Source organism: Embleya scabrispora, assembly GCF_002024165.1.
Taxonomy (GTDB): Bacteria; Actinomycetota; Actinomycetes; order Streptomycetales; family Streptomycetaceae; genus Embleya; species Embleya scabrispora_A.
Genome location: NZ_MWQN01000001.1, coordinates 1,192,728 through 1,210,342, shown reverse-complemented (window position 1 = coordinate 1,210,342; position 17,615 = coordinate 1,192,728). Strand labels below are relative to the sequence as shown.

Here is a 17,615-nt window from a genome sequence, read left to right as displayed (position 1 = left end):
ATGTCGTCGTCGTGTTCACCGTCTCGCTCACACGAGCGAGAACAGACGGGCACGGTGGTTGCTTCCCGATCAACCCGTGGCGTCGACCACCACCACGACCCCGATCACCTGGCCGGCCACGGTCACCAGGCCCAGCCACCGCCGTACCGCGCGCAGCGACCATCCCGGCAGGGCCATCGACAGCGTGGCCAGGAGCAGCGCGAGCAGACTCGTGCCGAACGCCACCAGCGAGCCGTCGGCCGGCCCGACGGTCGGCTCCCGGCAGCCCCAACGCTCCATGCAGTCGTTCGTGGCGTTCCAGTAGCCGGCGAGCACGACGGTGCAGTCGACCACGACCAGGAGCACCGCGCCGAGGAACAGCGCCCAGCCCACGAGCACCGCGTGCACGTCCGACCCGGGCGCCTCGTCGGGCCCGGTCACTCGGGATCCGCCCCGAGGAGGCGGCCGAGTTGTTCCTGGCAGCGGTCGAGCCGGGCCTGGAGCAGGGTGACCTCGGCGACCAGCTGCGGGACGAGGTCGTCCTCGCCGCGCGGCACGTACGGGCTCGCGTCGGCGGCCACCGGCACGCCGGCCAGGCGCGCGTACGACCCGAACGACAACCCCACCCGCCCGACCGCGCACCCGGTACAGCTGCCGACCAGGCCGCGCCGTCCCACCACCCCGGTCCCGGCGTCGACGAGGAGTTCGGCCGGATTGCCACACCGGCACGCGCCCACCCACACCGAGGTGACCCGCTGCCGGCCGGACCGGAAGCCGCGCTCGTAGCGGATGTAGCGGCCGAGCACGTCCACCCGCAGCAGCGCCGCGTGCCGATACTCGGTGGCGCACATCAGGGCGCGCGCCTCCGCCCGGTCCGCGAGGCTGTAAAACCCGCAGTCGCAGCGCGGCGCCGGCGGGGCGTGCCGCCGCCCGTACGCGCAGTGCGCCTCGGCGTCGACCCCGTACGCCCGGCTCCGTCCGATCGACACCCCGGCGAAGGCGGCCCGATCACCGTCCACCGACAGCAGCAGCCCGGCGACCTTGTACCCCACGGGCGCGACGCCCGGCCGCTCCTCCGGCAGCCGCCGCCGGCCGATCATCGCCCGCCGGCCGCCGACGGCACCTCGGCCGGCGCCACCGGGAGGGTGCGTTCGCCGCGCTCCCGCCCGTCCCCGGACCCGGTCGCCGCCGCGCCGACCACCCCCTCGTCCCGTCGAGTCCGCTCCACGACCTCACCCGTCGCCACCGGCCTGCCGAGCTGCATGGGATTCCCCTCCCGGGATGAGCACCGCCCGTCGACACCACCGGCGACCCGCCCGACGGCACCGCTGTACACGCTTCCCAGGAATGTTCACCCGCCGCGCCGACACCCACACCCCATCACCCGATCGACACAAACCACCCCTCGGATCCGGCCAAACCAACCAACAGGTAACCGTGTCGCAAAGCTCTCCCGAACCTTGCTATCCTTGCCATGCACGCGGGGCGCAACCCCCGCGCACCACTCGTCCGGGTGGCGGAATTGGCAGACGCGCTAGCTTGAGGTGCTAGTGCCCGAAAGGGCTTGGGGGTTCAAGTCCCCCCTCGGACACCGAGGAATATCGGCGGGCATCATCGCCACCGGCTGTATACGACATGTGCGGATCGAGACTTGTCTCGGTCCGCACATGTCGTATGCCCGAGGTTCGGGGCGAGGGGCGCCGCCGGCTCGGGCGAGCCACGCGGCGACGGGGCGGGTGGTTTCGGTCAGGGGTTGACGTGGGTTGCCATTCCGTCGAGGAGGAATTCGAGGCCGACGGCGAAACTGTGGTCCCAGTCGGTGTCGGCGATGTAGTTGTGGGCGGCGACGGTCGGATAGCAGTCGCGTTGGCTTTCCAGGTATTCCTGGCCGATCCGGGTCTCCTCCGGTGAAAGTTGGAGGCTGGATTGGGTGGCGGTCGCGCCCATCACATGGTTATAGAGTGCCCAGGTCGCCGGGTTCAGTCGATTCTCGGCCAGCCCGGCACGGAGCAGTGCCGATTGCAGGAATTCCATCCAGGTCAGGAAATTCGGGCCTATCAGCGGGCGCTGTCGTGAAGGCACCGTGGCCGCCCACGGATGGCGGAGCATGGCCTGTCGCCAATCGTTGATCAGTGCCGCGATATCGTCCCGGGGGCTTGCGGCGTGCCCGGTCGGGACCGGTGCCTCACCAAAGATCGCGTCCACGGCCAGGTCGATGACGTCGTCCTTCGTCGCCACGTGCCAGTAGAGCGTGGTCGCGCCCACCTGAAGCTTTTCCGCCAGCCGACGCATCGTCAGCCGTTCCATGCCTTCTTCGTCCAACAGGGCGACGGCCGCTTGGATGATGCGGGCCCGGGTGAGGGGCGGCTCGCCGCTTTTGTTTCCGCGCGTGGGGCGCAGCCAGACATTGCCGACGCTCCGGCCGGCGTGGCTACCCGAATTCTGCTCTTTATCTACGATGACCTTCACCTCCATATTCACGTGGCCGCCTCGATAAAGGTGCGCACAACGTATCACCGCGTGCCCCGCCCGAGTCTGGCATGACCCGTGGCCGAGGCAGTTCCGATCTCCGTGCGGTTCGTCGGGTCGGGGCCGATCCGTTTCCGCTCCGCTGTCGTGCATTTCGGCGTCGGGACCCCGGTAAACGGAAGCCGGACCCCCGATTCGCGCGGGAGCGGGCGCGGGCTCGGATGCGGTGCCGGTCGGGCCCGACCGCGCACCGCCTCTCCATGGTGACGGCCCGCCACCGGCGAGGACGAACCGCCTCCCCTGCGAACGGGTGAGCCGCGCCGCCGCCGGGGCGAATCGAGATGCGGGCGCTATCACGAACTTGCTTGATTTCTAAGGGAGTTGGTCCTCCCGGGTGGCTCCGTGCAGGCTGCCGGGCGCGCGGATTCGCACCGTTACCGCGCGTCGGGCTGTAGTACGCTCGTCGACTACTAGACCATTGTTCGAGTACCTAGACCGAAGTGCGAGTTGGTTGTGACGGACATTCAGCAGGAAGCCTTCGAGTCCCCAGCGCAGTCGAACAAGCGATGGTGGACCCTCCCGGTGATCAGCCTGGCCACGTTGATGATCGTTTTGGACGCGACGATCGTGAACATCGCGCTTCCTTCGGCACAGCAGGACCTGGGTATGTCGGACGCCAACCGACACTGGGTGATCACGGCGTACGCGCTGGCCTTCGGCGGCTTACTGCTCGTGGGCGGACGCGTGTGCGGCGTACTCGGCCACCGCAGGTCGTTCGCGATCGGCCTGCTCGGCTTCGCGGTCGCCTCCACCGTCGGCGGCCTCGCCGAGAACGTGGGCACCCTGGTCGGGGCACGCGCCGCCCAGGGGCTGTTCGCCGCACTGCTCGCCCCGGCGGCGCTCTCGCTGTTGACCCTGACGTTCACCGACGCGGTCGAACGTGGCAAGGCCTTCGGCGTGTTCGCCGCGGTCGGCGCGGGCGGCGCGGCCCTCGGCGTGGTGGCCGGCGGTCTGCTCACCGAATACGCCGACTGGCGCTGGTGCCTCTACATCAACATCCCGATGTGCCTGATCGCGCTGGCCGGCACCCCGCTGATCCTGCGCGACGAACCCAGCGGCAGTCTGCGCACCATCGACGTGCCGGGCGTGCTGCTGAGCACCAGCGGTCTGGTCGCGATGGTCTACGCGTTCACCCAGGCCGAGCCGCGCGGATGGGACGACCCGCTGGTCCTGCTCCTGCTGTTCGGCGGCATCGTGCTGTTGGCCCTGTTCGTGGGTGTGCAGACGAAGTCGAAGAACCCGCTGATGCCCCTGCACATCGTCTTGCACCGGGTGCGCGGCGCGGCCTTCGTGTCGGTGTGGGTGATGTTCATCTCGATCTACGGCTTCTACCTGTTCATGAGCTACTACTCGCAGACGATTCTCGGGTATTCGCCGGTGAAGACCGGCATGTCGCTGCTCGTGAACGCGGTCAGCACGATCATCGGCTCCATGCTGATCGCCGCGAAGCTGCACAATCGGGTCGCCCCGCGATTCCTGATCGTGTTCAGCCTGCTCTCCGCCGCCGCCGGGTTGTTGATCCTCACCCAGCTCGAAGCGGACAGCTCGCACGTGTTCACGGCCTATCTGGTTCCCGCGCAGATCCTCACCGGGATCGGCCTCGGCTGCCTGCTCGCGGTGGCCACGAACCTGGCCATGGTCGACGTCGGTTGGCACGAGGCGGGCATCGCGTCCGCGGCGTACAACGCGGTCCAGCAGGTGGGCGCCGCACTCGGTACGGCCCTGTTCAACTCGATTCAGACCAGTGTCACCTCGTCCTACCTGGACGACCACGGAAACGGCAAGGCCGCGGTGAAGTCCGGGATCGTGCACGGATATTCGGTGGCGCTCTGGGTGGCCTTCGGAGTGCTCGCCGTCGGCGCCCTCGCCGTGGGGTTGATCTCCCGCGGCAAGCAGACGGCGCCGAGCGCCCAACCGGAGACGGCGGCCCCGAGCGTCGAAGTGCGTTCCTGAGAAATACCGAGAGAGCAGCGGCTGGGAAGGAGATTGGTCATGGACTGTGATCGGCCACCGGTCACCGTGGTGGACGGCTATGTGCCGCTCATCGACTTGTCTTCGAGGGACAGCGCCCGGGGGCGCGCCGCGATCGCCGACGCCATCGGCGGAGCGTGCGAGGATTCCGGGTTCTTCATAATCGTCAACCACCGTGTCCCCGCGGATCTCGTCGACCGCATGTACACGGCGACCTACGGCTTCTTCACGTTGCCGGACGATAAGAAGGACCTGGTGGCCAATCGCCCCGGCGTATCCGGCTTCCGCCGAATGGGCGGCACGACCGCGCGCAGCATCGGTCGGGAGTCGCCTCCGGACCTGTGCGAAGCCTTCTCCGCGCACACCACGGGCGAGTTGGGCGACGAGGAGCGTCGTCGGCTCGGCGACCAGTGGGCGACCTGGACGCTGGCCAACATCTGGCCGGAGGAACCGGCCGACTTCAAGCCGGTCTGGCAGGAGTACATGGCGGTGATAGGGGAGCTGTCCGCGGATCTCATGCGGCTGTTCGCCCTGGCGCTCGGGTTGGCCGAGGACTTCTTCGAGGACAAGTTCGACCACCACGGCTCGTCGGTCACGGTCAACTACTACCCGCCGCAACTGGAGCCGCCGCTGCCGGGACAGCTGCGCCGGGGCCCGCACACGGACTTCGGCGGGCTGACCGTGCTCTACCAGGAGGACGAACGCGGCGGCCTCCAGGTGCTCCAGGGCGGGACGAGGTGGCGTGACGTCCCGGCGATCCCGGGCACGTTCGTCGTCAACATCGGCGACCTGATGGCCCTGTGGACCGGCGGGCGGTGGGTGTCGACGATGCACCGGGTGGTCAACCCCGCGCGCGGGGACACCTCGTCCCGACTCACCATCCCGTTCTTCTACATGCCCAACCACGACGCGCCGATCGAGCCGATGCGTCCCTTCCGGGAGACACGCGCCATCGACCGGTACGACACGGTGACGGCCGGGCAGTGGATGTCACGAAAAATACAGAAGTTGTTCGCTACCGACGCGTAGTGCATAGGAGGGGCCTTTCCTTCCAGCGGCCGATCCGCCGATGAACCGCTCCCTCGCGGGGGTTGTTCATCGCGCGGATCGGCCATCCGTCGTTGGCTTTTCGCGAAATCGAGCGCGAAATTCGGCCGCCTCCGGATGAGTTGACAGATTCCGCCGCCGGGCATGGCCGGCGCCGGCGACCCCGCCTAGTGTCAAAGCGTGGCGCCGGTCGCGGCCGAGAGTTCGGGAATGCCGGCGGTGAAACATCCCGGAAACGTCGGGGATTCACGGCGTCGGAGTCATCGAAGTTCGAGCGTCGGAGAGTCCGAGCGTCAGAGCATCGCCAGAGCATCAGAGAGTCAGAGCATCAGAGAGTCAGAGAGTCAGAGAGGAAGTATCCCGTGGGTAGTGACGAGTCGACCGTCACCGTGGCCGACGGTTTCGTGCCGGTCATCGACCTTTCGTCCAGGGACACGGCTCGCGGGCGGGCAGCCATCGCCAAGGCGATCGGCAATGCGTGTTCGAGTTCCGGATTCTTCATCATCGTGGGTCACGGGGTGCCCCGAGAACTCATCGACCGCATGTTCGACCGAACCAATTCCTTCTTCAAACTCCCGGAGGAGGAGAAGGACCTCATCGCGAACCGCCCCGGGGTATCCGGATATCGCCGCGCCGGCGGCACCCTCGCCCGGAGCCTGGATCTGCAGACGCCGCCGGACCTGTGCGAGACCTTCGCCGCGCATGTCACCGGCGAGTTGAGCGACCAGGAACGCGGGCAACTCGGCGACGAGTGGGCGAGTTGGACGCACAAGAACATCTGGCCGGAGAACCCGCCGGACTTCCGGTCCACCTGGCAGGAATACATGCGGGTGGTCGGGGATCTGTGCGCGGATCTCATGCGACTGATGGCCCTGGCCCTGGAATTGGACGAGGACTTCTTCGAGGACAAGCACGACCACCACGGTTCGTCGGTCGCGGTCAACTACTACCCGCCGCAAATCGAGCCGCCGCTGCCGGGACAATTGCGCCGGGGTCCGCACACCGACTTCGGCAGCGTCACCGTCCTGCACATGGAGGACGACCGCAAGGGACTCCAAGTGCTCCAGGGCACCGAATGGCGCGATGTCTCCGCCATTCCGGGGAGTTTCGTGGTGAACCTCGGCGACCTGATGGCCCTGTGGACCGGTGGCCGCTGGGTTTCGACGATGCACCGGGTCGTCAATCCGGAGCGCGGGGACACCACTTCCCGCTTGACCATGCCGTATTTCTACCTGCCCAACTACGACGCCTCGATCGAGCCCATGCAGCCGTTCTCCGAATCGTCCGCGGTGGATCGTTTCGACACCGTGACGGTGAGCGAATGGGTGTCCCGGAAGGTCCAGAAGATTTTCTCCTGATGCCCTCCGCGCCATGGAGGTCGCAAGCCCGACTCCGGTCGGTTCACCGTGCTGTTTTCCAGAACCGTGCTGTTCCCCAGAAAGGTCAGGGATGATGCAGAAGACCGTCCACCTCGACAGGATCAGCGAGCAGTACCAGGCCTCGAGCACCCAGTACGACAGCGTGAAGAACCTTCCCTACGCCTTCGTCGAACGGGAGACACTGCTCGGGGGCCTTCCCGATCTGACCGGGAAGTCGGTGCTGGACGTGGCCTGTGGCACCGGCTACTACTCGCGCCTGTTCAAGCGTCTGGGCGCCGAGCACGTAGTCGGTGTGGACATCGAGAAGAGCATGATCGACTGCGCCCGGGAGGTCGAGGAGAAGGACCCGCTGGGCATCACGTTCGACGTCTGGGACGCCGCGCGGCTGCCCGTGCTCGGTGAGTTCGACGTCGTCGCGCCGATCTGGGCGTTCGTGCACGCCAAGGACGTCGAGGAGTACTACGAGATGGTTCTGCGCTGCACCCGGAACCTCAAGTCCGGCGGCACCATGGTGGCGCTGTGCTCCAACCCGGACATCGACATCGAGAAGATGTCGGTCTACCCGCGCTACGGCCTGTCCATCACCCCGAAGGAAAAGCACGGGGACCTCCAGGTCATCCACATCCAAATGGATGTCGAACCGCCGGTCGGTTTCGACGGGTTCTTCTGGCCCGCCGGTATCACCGAGGAGGCCATGGCCCGGGCCGGGCTGGTCGACATCCGGCGCCGGCCGAATCTGGCCCCGGGACACGTCGCGGGCGTATCGACGAAGGGCTACTGGGCGGACTTCGTGGCGAACCCGCCGTTCGGTCTCTTCACGGCCACCAAGCCGTAGTCCGCCGGCAGCAGCCGGAAATCCACAAAATTCGGAGCCGCGTTCACCCCGCCGAGATGGGAAAAAGCCTATGAAGATCGCTGTATTCGGAGCGAATAGTTCGACCGGACGGCGCCTCTCCGAACTGGCGATCGCCGATGGTCACGAGCTGACCGCCGTCGTCCGCCGGCCCGACAGTTTTCCGCTGAGCGACCCACTGCTGCGGACGGTCGGCGCGGACGTATTCGACAAGGACGCGGTCGAGCAGGCGGTGATCGGGCAGGACGCGATCATTTCCATCCTGGGAATACCCTATGGGCGGGAGCCCGTCACGGTGCTTTCCCGGGGGCTCACCAATATCACCGACGCGATGTCCGCGCACGGCGTCAAGCGGTTGGCCTGTGTGAGTTCTCGACTGCTTGCGGTCAGCTCTCCCCCCTCGGCCGGGGAAAAGCCGCTCCAGGAGTCCTTCCTCTATCGGCGCATGATCTACCCGACGCTGACCAGGATCGGTCGCACGCTCTACGCGGACATGCTTCGCATGGAGCAGATCGTGCGCGCGACCGACCTGGACTGGACGATCATCCGGCCGTCGGCGCTCTACAACACGGACACGCTCACCGAATACCACTTCGCCGCACCGGAGACGCCGGGTCTGTATACCTCGCGCATCGATCTGGCGCATTCCCTCCTGCGCGAGGTGACCGAGAACGAGCATGTCCGAACGGTCACCGCGGTGTTCACCACGAAGGGTGTCCCGACCTTTCGTGACGTGCTCGTGAAGGAAGTTATGCGGATCGGGTCCTGGGGCAGCAAGTAGCCACGGGAGCAGGCCCGTAGACGGGAGATGACGGCACCATCCGAAATGGATGGTGCCGTCATCTACCTATATGTGACATCGTCTCCGAAAATCACCCCCGGATCCCAAAGTGTCTCCGAGCGGGCCGCGTTGCGTCCGCAGTGGCAGGCTTCCGTCTCATATGGGGTCACCTGTCCGGTGGTGCGCCCGCCCGTCGTGGTGGGTGATGCGCTGTCGGGGCGGTTGGTGTCGGATCGTCTGTGGGAGTTGGTGGTTCCGTTGTTGCCGGGTTTCGGGGTGCGGCGGCAGGGGGGTGGTCGGGCGCCGGTGGAGGAGCGTGCGGTGTTCACGGCGGTGGTGTTCGTGCTGACCAGCGGGTGTGCGTGGCGGCAGTTGCCGGCGTGTTTCGGGGTGGCGTCGCCGACGGCGCATCGTCGGTTCACGGTGTGGACGAACGCGGGGGTGTGGCCGCGGCTGCGGCGGGCGGTGCTCGACCACCCGCATGCGCGCGAGGGAATCGCGCGGCGCCAGGCGGCCGTTCCGGTCGCCGGCCGGACCGGGGCACGCGGATCCGGACCGGCGGGATCCGGCCGTTCATCTCAGAGCGAGAATGAGCCGGCGGCCCCCTCGACACCCCCTCGCCGGCCCCGCTGGGTGACGTTCGGGAAGCGCGCCGTCGGCCTCGGTGGAACGCTCCGGCCTGCCGCGTACCAACCCTCGATCAGCCGACTTCCGTGCAGGTCAGGAGGGTTGGCGGAGCCCGGGAGAATGGGCGCGGGCCCCACCCGGACAGCCCTCTGCGGCGGGTCCCGGCACCTGCGGCACAGGCCGGGCCACCCGCTCTTCGCGACTCTCCGCAGGGGACGCGGTCCCCCGCCGGCCCCCGGCCCGCCGGCCGAACCATATAAGACACGGAAGCACGCTGTGGCGTTTTGATGCCACAGATGTGACAATCTTGATCCATATCATGGCGGCATCCGGCCGCACACTCAAAGGAGCGTTTCAAGGGGGAGATGCACCGATGGGGAAAGACTCTCGACTCGCAATATCTCTGGAAATCCTGCAATGGACTCCGGAGCGTTTGGCCCGAGAAATCAATCGACGGTACGGGGATGGCACCGTCAGTCTCAAGGCGCCGTACGGTTGGATCAAGGGAGCATATCCGCGGGGGCGGGTACCCGGCTTCGTGGCAACCATTTTATCGGAGAGTCTCGGCCGAGTGGTCGAAATCCGCCATATCTGGCCGCAGCGTTTTCCCGAGGCGGAATCGACGGGAAACGACAGCGACCTCCGCCTGAGCCCACCGTGGTCCGAGGAGCACGTCGACCGCATCCTCCGTCCGCTCGTCGAGCAGGACGACGAGGAACAACTGCAGGCGCCCTTCCTGGTGCCCGGCTCGGGCCTGGTCCTGCTCGCCGTGGACTGGCTGACCGCCGAGAGCAGACCGGCTTCCGCCCGGACGGAGGGCGCCGAGCTGGATCCCGAGATGATCGACATGCTCTTCGGCCGGATCGCCCGGCTGCGCCGCCTCGGCGACGCGCAGAACTGCGCCCTCGTGCTGAACTGGGTGGTGCACGAGCTGCGTTGGGCCCGACACCTGACCACAAACGCGTCCTTCGACGCACCGACCGCCAGGCGGCTGTACGGGGCCATCGCCGAACTGGCCCAACTCGCGGGGTGGTTGGCCGCGGATCACGGCAAGCGGGCGCAGGGCCAGCAATACCTGCTGGCCGGCCTGCGTGCGTCCAGCCTCGCGGGCGACCCGAACCTGGGCGCGTACATCCTGTCCTGTCTGAGCTACCACCTGATGCGCGGCGGCAACGGCCTGGACGCGCTGCGGCTGATCCGGCTCGCCGACGCCGGTGCGGATGCCTCGGCGCCGACCGTGCTGCGCTCGTTGTTGGCCTCGCACGAGGCGCGCGCGCACGCCCAGTTGGGCGACGAGGCGGCCTGTAGACGGTTGTCGGCGAAGGCCGCCGCGCTGTTCGACGCGTCCGGGGCGGAAACGGATCCGCCGTGGGCCGTCGGACCCAAGCGACTCCTGGCCGCCGGCGCGGGGCGCGCGCAGTTGGCCCAACGACGGAGCAAGGCGCCCTACGTGTATCCCTCACAAAAGCGCGTCTCGGCCTGACCCGTGCGCTCGGCGGCTCCCCGGCCCGCCGGCGCCGGGCACGGCCGCGGCCGAGGACGGATCGGCCGACGTCACACGGTTCACAGGGTCTTCGGCGACTCCTTCGTGCCCGTGCTTCGCGGGGACGCGAGCGGGCCGGCGGCCGGATTCCGGGGCGACCGGGGCGGCGTGACCGGTTGCGGGTCCTCGGCCGGTTCGAGCCACCCGCCGAGGGTGTACGTACCGGCACTTCGTGCGGACGCGGGTGAGCCGGCGGCCGCGCTTCGGGGCGACCGGGACGGTGTCCTCGGGTTCGGCGTCTCGGTCGGGTCCAGCCGGCCGCCGAGGGTGTAGGCCGAGTTTTCCGCGGGGTCCTGGATCGCCGGAGTGACGGACGGCGAGCCGGCGAACTCCCGGGTGCCGTGCAGCCAGGCGACGAAGTCGTACAACTCGGCCGGCGACATCGCGGACAGCGTCTTGTTGCGGGCCTCGGCCGCCGCGTCCTCGGCGTGCCACAGCGCGATGCTGTCCCGGGCCAGCCGATGCACCCGCGCGGTGCGCTCGCGGCGGACGGCGTTGTATCGGCCCAGGCGGGCCGCGAACCACCCCGCGGGGCAGTCCAACAGGTCGCCCAGGACCACAGCGTCCTCGAGGGCCATACAGGCGCCCTGGGCCGCGTAGTGGAGCATCGGGTGGGCCGCGTCGCCGAGCAGGGCGACCCGTCCGTCCGTCCAACCGTCCACGGGTTCCCGGTCGACCAGTACCCACGCCTTCCAGTCGGCGCCCAGTTCGAGCAGCCGCCGTGCGCTCTCGCAGAGCGCGCCGAACTCGCCGAGCACCTCGGACGCCGGCACCGAAACCCCCGAGAAGGTCTCGGCGGGCGCGTTCTCCGCGCTGGGCGCCAGATTGAGAAAGCGGCCGCCGGCGATCGGACAGTGCACGAAGTGCCGCCCCGGCCCGGCCCACCACGTCACCGACATGTGCCGCAGTTCGGTCGGCACCCGCTCCATCGGCACGATCGAGCGGTACACGGTGATGCCGGCGTCGCGCGGCGCGCCGTCGCCGACCAACTGCGCGCGGATCGCGGAGTGCAGCCCGTCGGCGCCGATCAGCGCATCGGCGCCCAGGCTCGCCCCGTCGGCGAGCAACACCCGTACCGCGTCCGCCTCGTGCGCGTAGCCGACCACCGGGTGCGAGGCCCGCAGTTCGATCCCCGCGCGGCTTCGGCAGGCGTCGAGCAGCAGCCGGTACAACTCGCCCCGGTGCACCACCACGTAGGCGTTGCGGAAGCGGTCGCGGTAGCGCCGATCCAGCGGCATGGCCACCACGTGTTCCCCGGTGACCCCGTCCATGAAGCGCAGTTCGCCCACGGGGACGGCGATCCGGCCGACCGCTTCGGCCAGACCGAGGCGGTCGAGCGCGTGCATCCCGTTGGGGGCGAGCTGGATGCCGGCGCCCAACTCGACGAATTCGGGGCTGCGTTCGCACACCACGACGTCGTGGCCGCGGGCGGCCAGGGCGAGCGCCGAGGCGAGGCCGCCGATGCCGCCGCCGGCGACGGCGATGGTACTCACGCCGGTTCCCCGACCTGCGACCCGCCGGAGGCGCCGTCGAGCAGTCGGATCAGCTCCAGGCGCTTGATCTTGGTGGTGGCCGTCTGCGGCAGGTCTGCCCTGCGCCACTGCGTCGGCTCGGCCATCGGGGGCAGATCGACCACCGCGGCCCGCCAGGCGGCGTGGTCCAACGGCCGGTCGTCCTTGGTGCACACCACCGGTCGGGGCGGGCCCTGCGGCATCGGCACGATGACCACCTCGGCCAACTCGTCGAGCCGGGTGAACAGTCGGTCCTCCACGTCCAGCGTGCTGCCGAAGCCGGGGATCTCGTCCACCTCCCGGTCCATCAGGTGCAGACAACCCCACCGGGTGCGGTAGCCGAGGTCGCCCATCCGCCACCACTCCCGGTCGGCCTGCTTGTGGAACCGCTCCTGCTCGCCCAGGTAGGTGCGGATACGACCGTCGCTGCTGATCTCGATGAACCCGGGCGAGGTCGGCGAGGGCGGATTGCCGTCCCGGCTGATCACCCGCACCCCCGTCATCCCGGGGAAGGGGATGCCCACGCACCGTCCGTCGGCTTCCGGCGAGCGGTTGCGGCCGTAGGAGCGCGCCACGCTCGGGCCGACCTCGCTCTGTCCGTAGATCTGCCCGAACCTCGGCGCGCGGCGCCGGGACGCGCCGATCAGGGTGCGCACCGTGCGCGGGTGCAGCGCGTCGAAGGTGCTGCTGAAGAACTTGACGTTGGACAGCGGCGCGCGCGGGTCGTCCGCGAGCGGTTCCCAGCTGAGGTAGGTGTTCGGGTGCGCCTCCAGTACGGCCGGCCGCCAGCGCGCGAACAAGGCCGCGGCGTGCTCGGGGTCCGGATTCGCCAGCACCGCCACCGGGAAGCCGCGAAGCAGCGAGATGGCCAGCGCGGTGAACAGCCTCGAGTGCACGAACGAGACGTGCATGGCCACCGTTTCGCGCCGGCGCATCAGCGTCGTCGCCAGCGCCTGCGGCCGGTAGCGGGCCTCCAGGCTGTAGCCGGTGTGCACGGCCAGCTTCGGGATTCCGGTGGTGCCCGAGGTGTGCGTCACCAGCGTCGGGTGCTCCGGCGGCATCCACAGCGCCGGGACGTGCGGGGCCGCGGCCGGCTCGGCCAGGCTCGTCGCGCGCGGGTGTTCGCCCGCGGCCAGCAGGACCCGGTCGGCGTGGGTGAACACCGAGTCGGGGAGCGCGGATTCGAGCTTGGCGACGTCGGTGATCAGCACCGGCCGCTCGACCCGGTCGAGCAGCGCGGTCACCGTCTCGCCGTCCAGGTACGGGGACAGCAGCACCGGCACGGCACCGATCCGCGCGGCCGCGACGGCCAGCAGGGTGATGTCGAACGCGTTGCTCTTGTACACCACCACGTGGTCGCCGGGCCGTACCCGCGCGCGCCACAACCGGGTGCCGAGGTCGCTCACCAGTTCGGCGGCGTCCGCGATCGTCATGCTGCGGCCGCGTTCCGGGGCGATGTCCAAGTCGTGGTCGAGCATCAGGACGTTCGACGGGTACTTGGCGGCGGCCCGGTCGAACAGCGTGCCCAGGCGTATGCCGCGATTACCTATGCGCTGCAGAAGCATGTGTCATTCTCGATTCACCTGTGTCATTTCGGCGTCGGCCGGTCGAGGTGCGCTCAGTCGGCCTCGATGACCTTTTTGAGCCGCGCCACGGTGGCCGCCATGTCCTTTTCGAGCTTCGCTCCCCATTCGGCGAAGAATCTCTTCTTCTCGTCCTCGGTCATCTCGGCGGTGATGCCCCGGATTCCCTCCGTGGCGGTGCCCATCCGGAAGGTGTGCACGAGTGTGGATCCGCCCGGGGCCGGGGCGATGTCGAATCCCCAGACGCTGTCCTGGGCCCGTCCGTCGTTGGTCCGCATCGCCCAGCGGAAGCGGCGCCCGGGTTCGGCGGCCACCACCTCGGCGTGCGTGTGCCAGACGCCGCGGACCACCGGAGCCCACGAAACCACGTCCGTACGACGGAAGTTCTCGCCGCGGAAGACCGAACCGACCGCCCCCGGCGCGCCCTCGACCCATTCCCCGCCGGTGCACTCCTCGCTCCACTCGCGGCAGCGCGGCAGGTCGCTGAGCACGGCGTAGACGGCCGCCGGTGATTTCCCCACGCGCGTTTCGAAATCGACCTCGAACAGGGGGGTGGTAACGCTGCTTTCACTCATGGATGAAATCATCCCGGGCGCCGACCACCCGGTACAACGAAACGGTGGTCGGATTCGTCAGGTGTCGCGGGACGTGGTCAATCCGCGCCGCGTGGCCCGTCCCATTCGACGAGTGCCAGACCGACGGCCATACCCCCGCCGAAACCGGCGAGCAGTACCGAATCGCCGGCTCGGAGGCGGTCGGCGGCGGCATCCAGGGAAATGGGTATGGACGCCGCGCCGGTATTTCCGAAACGTTCCACGGTGGTGTGCGTACGCTCGATCGGGAAGCCGAGGTCGTCGGCGAGGGCCTCGATCATCCGGCCGTTGGCCTGGTGCGGTACGAAGTGCGGCGGCCGCGCGGGGTTCGGCGCGTGCTCCGCCAGGAACGCGCGGATCAGCGGGCCGACCTGCTCGGCCACGAAGTCGCGCACCGCCCGACCGTCCATCCGGAAGTAGTGCAGTCCCTGGTCGAGGGACGCCGGCGAGGCCGGGATCCGGGAGCCGCCCGCGGGCACCCGGATCAACTGACGCTCCGCCGGATAGGTGGCCAGTCGGGTGGCCAGCACCCCGCGACCGGCGCCGGGGCCGAGCACCACCGCGCCCGCGCCGTCGCCGAACAGCACCGCGGTGCGGTGATCGCTCGGGTCGAGGGTGCGCGAGTAGATGTCGGCGCCGATCACCACGGCGTGGCCGCCGGTGCCCCGGATCATCCGCTCCGCGGTGGTGAGCGCGAAGACGAAGCCGCTGCACACGGCGTTGAGGTCGAACGCGGGGGTGCCCGCGGGGACGTCGAGTTCGGCCGCGACGGCGGCGGCGGTGGGGGGTTGCGGCGAGTCCGGCGTGGACGTCGCCACGATCACGAGCGAGACCTGTTCGGCCCGGACGCCGGCATTGCCGAGGGCGGCTCGCGCGGCCATCACCGCCAGGTCCGAGGTGGCTTCGTCGGCCTTGGCCCAACGGCGCTCGCGGATCCCGGTCTTGCGGGTGATCCACTCGTCGGTCACTCCGGCCGGTGTGCCGACGTCGGTATTGGTCACCACGTCGCCGGGGAGGTAGGAGCCGGTACCGAGGATCCCGACCGCGTCCCCACCCGGTGCTCCGACTGCGTGCGTAGTCATATTCACCCATCTCGTGTCGGCGCGGAACAGCAATCCGGGCCGACGACCCGATCGACGCCCGGTGCGGCTGCTCTGCCCGGAAAGATTGGCAGCGGTGTCGCGGGATTTCCAGACAATGCATCGGGAACTGTCATCTCGGTCGGCGGCGCGGATACCGACCGGTCCGCAGAAGGTGACAGACTTCCCGCCGGCACATCGACACTCCCCGATGCCGAACGTAGGGTCGAGTATTGCTGTGCCGGACCGTCTGGACGAAGGAAATTCATGCGGACAAGCGCTTCCGTGGCCGTGGGCACGCCTTGGTCGAACGCCATCGACGTACATCACCACATCGTTCCCGAATTCTATGTCGAGGAACTGCGGAGACTCGGGTTCGCATCGACGTTGCCCGGCGTCGACAAACCGGCGTGGAAAATCGAAACCAGCCTGGACATGATGGACCGGCAGGGAATCCGGGCGGCCGTGGTCAACATCTGGCCGGGGGTGCCGGCGGTGGACGCGGACACCGGGGCCCATCTGGCCCGGTGGATCAACGAGTTCATGGCCGAGCTGGTGTCCCGGCATCCGGGTCGACTGGGCGCGTTCGCGGTGTTGCCGCTGCCGCACGTGGACGCGGCCCTGGCCGAGTTGGAGTACTGCCAGGACGTGCTCGGCCTCGACGGCGTCGGGTTGATCACCAACTACAACGGGGTCTACCTCGGCGACCCGTCGCTCGACGAGTTCCTGGCCGAGGCGGCACGCCGCCGGGTGCCGATGTTCGTGCACCCGACGGTGCCCCCGTCCACCGGCCAGCCCGCCTTCGGACTCCCGGCCTCGCTCTGCGAGTTCCCGTTCGAGACGGTCCGGCTGACCGCGCAGCTCCTGTACAACCGCACGCTGGAGCGGCACCCCGGCCTGCGGCTGATCCTGTCCCACGGCGGCGGTGGCATGGCGTACTTCGCCGGACGCCTGGCGCTCGGGCCGCTGATCGTCTCCGACCTCGCCGAGCGGCTCCCGGAGGATCCGATCGGTTACCTGCAAAGGCTCTACTCGGACACCGCGATGATCGGCGATCCGCACGCGTTCGCCTCGGTGCGCTCGTTCGCCCGGCCGGACCGGATCCTGGTCGGCTCCGATTTCCCGTTCATGCCGGAATCGTTCAGCGCGGAGAACGGCCGATTCATCGTCGAGCACGGGGCGTTCTCGCCGGACGAGCTGACCCGCATCCAGTTGGGCAATGCGGCCGAACTCTTCCCGCGATTCGCGGACCACTCGGAATCTGAAAGGGGATCGCTGACGTGATCGACGACGCCATGGTATCCGCATACCTGGATCGCATCGCCGCGGAACGGCCGGAGCGGGCCGACCTGGAGTCGCTGCGCGAGTTGAACCGGAGGCATTTGTTCGCGGTTCCCTTCGAGAATTTGAGCTATCACCTCGGTGAAGACATCCTGATGGACGAAAGGGTGGTCGCGAAGGTCGTCCACGAGCGTCGGGGCGGTGGTTGCTACGAAGTGAATCCGGCACTTTCCTTCCTGTTGCAAAGCCTCGGCTATGAGGTTTCGATAATGCCGGGTCGGGTGTGGATCAAGGGCAATCTCACCGCCCCGCTGTGCCATCTCGCGCTCAAGGTCCGGATCGACGGCGGGGAATGGCTCGTCGACGTCGGCTTCGGTCGCAACAGCAGGTACCCGCTGTCCCTGGACACCGACGCGGTCCAGGAGGACCCGAACGGGGCGTTCCGGATCGAGCGGGCCGACGACGGCGGCATCGACGTCGTGGCGAACGACACGGCGCTGTACCGGGTCTACGACGTGCCGTGCGAGCTGTCCGACTTCGCGCCCACGCTGTGGTGGTATCGCACCGCGCCCGACTCGCCGTTCCTGCAGAACCTGTTCTGCTCGCTGCCGACCGAGACCGGCCGGGTCACCCTCAAGGAGGACCGGTTCAGCCGGGTCGAGGGCGACCGACGGGAGAGCGTGACGATCACCGACGAGCAGGAGTTGTTGACCGCGTACGACAAGTGGTTCGGCATCAAGCTCGACCGACTGCCGGTCAAGGTGATCACCGACGGCACGGTGCAGATCGCATTCGACTAGCGACACGGATCGGAATGTGGTGCGGGGCCCGGGCGAGCACGTCGGCGCGCGGGCCCCTC

The 17,615-nt window shown here is 68.7% G+C and carries 17 protein-coding genes and 1 tRNA gene; 10 read left to right on the top strand and 8 right to left on the bottom strand.

What is annotated here, in order from left to right; all coding sequences use genetic code 11:
* Nucleotides 1-69: 69 nt before the first annotated feature.
* Genes B4N89_RS05380 through B4N89_RS49625 form a run of 3 tightly spaced genes read right to left on the bottom strand, consistent with a single transcriptional unit; the run spans nt 70 to nt 1,243 of the window.
* Complete coding sequence (locus B4N89_RS05380) at nt 70-420, bottom strand: hypothetical protein (RefSeq protein ID WP_078974710.1); 351 nt, start codon at nt 418-420, stop codon at nt 70-72.
* On the bottom strand, nt 417-1,079 hold the full coding sequence (locus B4N89_RS05375) for a hypothetical protein (RefSeq protein ID WP_078974709.1): 663 nt from the start codon (nt 1,077-1,079) through the stop codon (nt 417-419). The genes B4N89_RS05380 and B4N89_RS05375 overlap by 4 nt, the downstream gene beginning before the upstream one ends.
* Entirely contained in the window at nt 1,076-1,243 is a 168-nt protein-coding gene (locus B4N89_RS49625) for a hypothetical protein (RefSeq protein ID WP_161500629.1), read from the bottom strand. Before B4N89_RS49625 ends, B4N89_RS05375 begins: the two co-directional genes overlap by 4 nt.
* Before the next feature lie 243 nt (nt 1,244-1,486).
* Here B4N89_RS49625 and B4N89_RS05370 point away from each other — a divergent pair.
* A tRNA-Leu gene (locus tag B4N89_RS05370) sits at nt 1,487-1,570 on the top strand.
* A gap of 155 nt (nt 1,571-1,725) precedes the next feature.
* On the opposite strand, the gene B4N89_RS05365 is transcribed toward B4N89_RS05370, so the two are convergent.
* On the bottom strand, nt 1,726-2,454 hold the full coding sequence (locus B4N89_RS05365) for a TetR/AcrR family transcriptional regulator (RefSeq protein ID WP_078974708.1): 729 nt from the start codon (nt 2,452-2,454) through the stop codon (nt 1,726-1,728).
* A gap of 507 nt (nt 2,455-2,961) precedes the next feature.
* Here B4N89_RS05365 and B4N89_RS05360 point away from each other — a divergent pair.
* From B4N89_RS05360 to B4N89_RS05330, 7 genes are all read left to right on the top strand, one after another.
* Entirely contained in the window at nt 2,962-4,461 is a 1,500-nt protein-coding gene (locus B4N89_RS05360; RefSeq protein WP_235618477.1) for an MFS transporter, read from the top strand.
* Between the two features lie 39 nt (nt 4,462-4,500).
* Nucleotides 4,501-5,508 (top strand): isopenicillin N synthase family dioxygenase, encoded by a 1,008-nt coding sequence (locus B4N89_RS05355; protein WP_078974706.1) that lies wholly within the window; start codon nt 4,501-4,503, stop codon nt 5,506-5,508.
* A gap of 380 nt (nt 5,509-5,888) precedes the next feature.
* Nucleotides 5,889-6,884 carry an isopenicillin N synthase family dioxygenase gene (locus tag B4N89_RS05350; RefSeq protein ID WP_078974705.1) on the top strand — a complete coding sequence of 332 codons (996 nt, stop codon included), beginning with the start codon at nt 5,889-5,891 and terminating at the stop codon, nt 6,882-6,884.
* A 91-nt stretch (nt 6,885-6,975) separates the two neighbouring features.
* On the top strand, nt 6,976-7,740 hold the full coding sequence (locus tag B4N89_RS05345; protein ID WP_161500628.1) for a class I SAM-dependent methyltransferase: 765 nt from the start codon (nt 6,976-6,978) through the stop codon (nt 7,738-7,740).
* A 70-nt stretch (nt 7,741-7,810) separates the two neighbouring features.
* A complete protein-coding gene (locus tag B4N89_RS05340) occupies nt 7,811-8,539 on the top strand; it encodes an NAD(P)-dependent oxidoreductase (protein WP_078974703.1) in 729 nt (242 codons plus the stop codon).
* 27 nt (nt 8,540-8,566) lie between these two features.
* Nucleotides 8,567-9,454, top strand: a complete 888-nt coding sequence (locus B4N89_RS53315) for a transposase (protein WP_414646355.1) — start codon at nt 8,567-8,569, stop codon at nt 9,452-9,454.
* Nucleotides 9,455-9,737: 283 nt separating this feature from the next.
* Nucleotides 9,738-10,649 (top strand): hypothetical protein, encoded by a 912-nt coding sequence (locus B4N89_RS05330; protein ID WP_078974702.1) that lies wholly within the window; start codon nt 9,738-9,740, stop codon nt 10,647-10,649.
* An 80-nt stretch (nt 10,650-10,729) separates the two neighbouring features.
* Here the strand turns inward: B4N89_RS05330 and B4N89_RS05325 are convergent, their stop codons facing one another.
* The 4 genes from B4N89_RS05325 to B4N89_RS05310 form a co-directional block, all read right to left on the bottom strand.
* The gene (locus tag B4N89_RS05325) at nt 10,730-12,202 is read right to left on the bottom strand and encodes an FAD-dependent monooxygenase (RefSeq protein WP_078974701.1); all 1,473 of its coding nucleotides are present in this window, start codon (nt 12,200-12,202) and stop codon (nt 10,730-10,732) included.
* The gene (locus B4N89_RS05320) at nt 12,199-13,785 is read right to left on the bottom strand and encodes a class I adenylate-forming enzyme family protein (protein ID WP_078974700.1); all 1,587 of its coding nucleotides are present in this window, start codon (nt 13,783-13,785) and stop codon (nt 12,199-12,201) included. The genes B4N89_RS05325 and B4N89_RS05320 overlap by 4 nt, the downstream gene beginning before the upstream one ends.
* A gap of 53 nt (nt 13,786-13,838) precedes the next feature.
* Complete coding sequence (locus B4N89_RS05315; protein WP_078974699.1) at nt 13,839-14,378, bottom strand: SRPBCC family protein; 540 nt, start codon at nt 14,376-14,378, stop codon at nt 13,839-13,841.
* Nucleotides 14,379-14,455: 77 nt separating this feature from the next.
* Nucleotides 14,456-15,478, bottom strand: a complete 1,023-nt coding sequence (locus tag B4N89_RS05310) for a 3-oxoacyl-ACP synthase III family protein (RefSeq protein WP_078974698.1) — start codon at nt 15,476-15,478, stop codon at nt 14,456-14,458.
* A gap of 264 nt (nt 15,479-15,742) precedes the next feature.
* Between B4N89_RS05310 and B4N89_RS05305 the strand changes: the two genes are divergently transcribed.
* Together B4N89_RS05305 and B4N89_RS05300 are read left to right on the top strand one after the other, a co-directional pair.
* On the top strand, nt 15,743-16,759 hold the full coding sequence (locus tag B4N89_RS05305; RefSeq protein WP_078974697.1) for an amidohydrolase family protein: 1,017 nt from the start codon (nt 15,743-15,745) through the stop codon (nt 16,757-16,759).
* A complete protein-coding gene (locus tag B4N89_RS05300; protein ID WP_078974696.1) occupies nt 16,756-17,556 on the top strand; it encodes an arylamine N-acetyltransferase family protein in 801 nt (266 codons plus the stop codon). The genes B4N89_RS05305 and B4N89_RS05300 overlap by 4 nt, the downstream gene beginning before the upstream one ends.
* Nucleotides 17,557-17,615: the final 59 nt, after the last annotated feature.

What these genes read in the sequence shown, in the direction of transcription:
- B4N89_RS05375 (WP_078974709.1), bottom strand. Translation starts at nt 1,079, where the DNA reads ATGATCGGCCGGCGGCGGCTGCCGGAGGAGCGGCCGGGCGTCGCGCCC.
- B4N89_RS49625 (WP_161500629.1), bottom strand. Translation starts at nt 1,243, where the DNA reads ATGCAGCTCGGCAGGCCGGTGGCGACGGGTGAGGTCGTGGAGCGGACT.
- B4N89_RS05365 (WP_078974708.1), bottom strand. Translation starts at nt 2,454, where the DNA reads ATGGAGGTGAAGGTCATCGTAGATAAAGAGCAGAATTCGGGTAGCCAC.
- B4N89_RS05355 (WP_078974706.1), top strand. Translation starts at nt 4,501, where the DNA reads ATGGACTGTGATCGGCCACCGGTCACCGTGGTGGACGGCTATGTGCCG.
- B4N89_RS05345 (WP_161500628.1), top strand. Translation starts at nt 6,976, where the DNA reads ATGATGCAGAAGACCGTCCACCTCGACAGGATCAGCGAGCAGTACCAG.
- B4N89_RS05340 (WP_078974703.1), top strand. Translation starts at nt 7,811, where the DNA reads ATGAAGATCGCTGTATTCGGAGCGAATAGTTCGACCGGACGGCGCCTC.
- B4N89_RS53315 (WP_414646355.1), top strand. Translation starts at nt 8,567, where the DNA reads ATGACGGCACCATCCGAAATGGATGGTGCCGTCATCTACCTATATGTG.
- B4N89_RS05320 (WP_078974700.1), bottom strand. Translation starts at nt 13,785, where the DNA reads ATGCTTCTGCAGCGCATAGGTAATCGCGGCATACGCCTGGGCACGCTG.
- B4N89_RS05315 (WP_078974699.1), bottom strand. Translation starts at nt 14,378, where the DNA reads ATGAGTGAAAGCAGCGTTACCACCCCCCTGTTCGAGGTCGATTTCGAA.
- B4N89_RS05310 (WP_078974698.1), bottom strand. Translation starts at nt 15,478, where the DNA reads ATGACTACGCACGCAGTCGGAGCACCGGGTGGGGACGCGGTCGGGATC.
- B4N89_RS05305 (WP_078974697.1), top strand. Translation starts at nt 15,743, where the DNA reads ATGCGGACAAGCGCTTCCGTGGCCGTGGGCACGCCTTGGTCGAACGCC.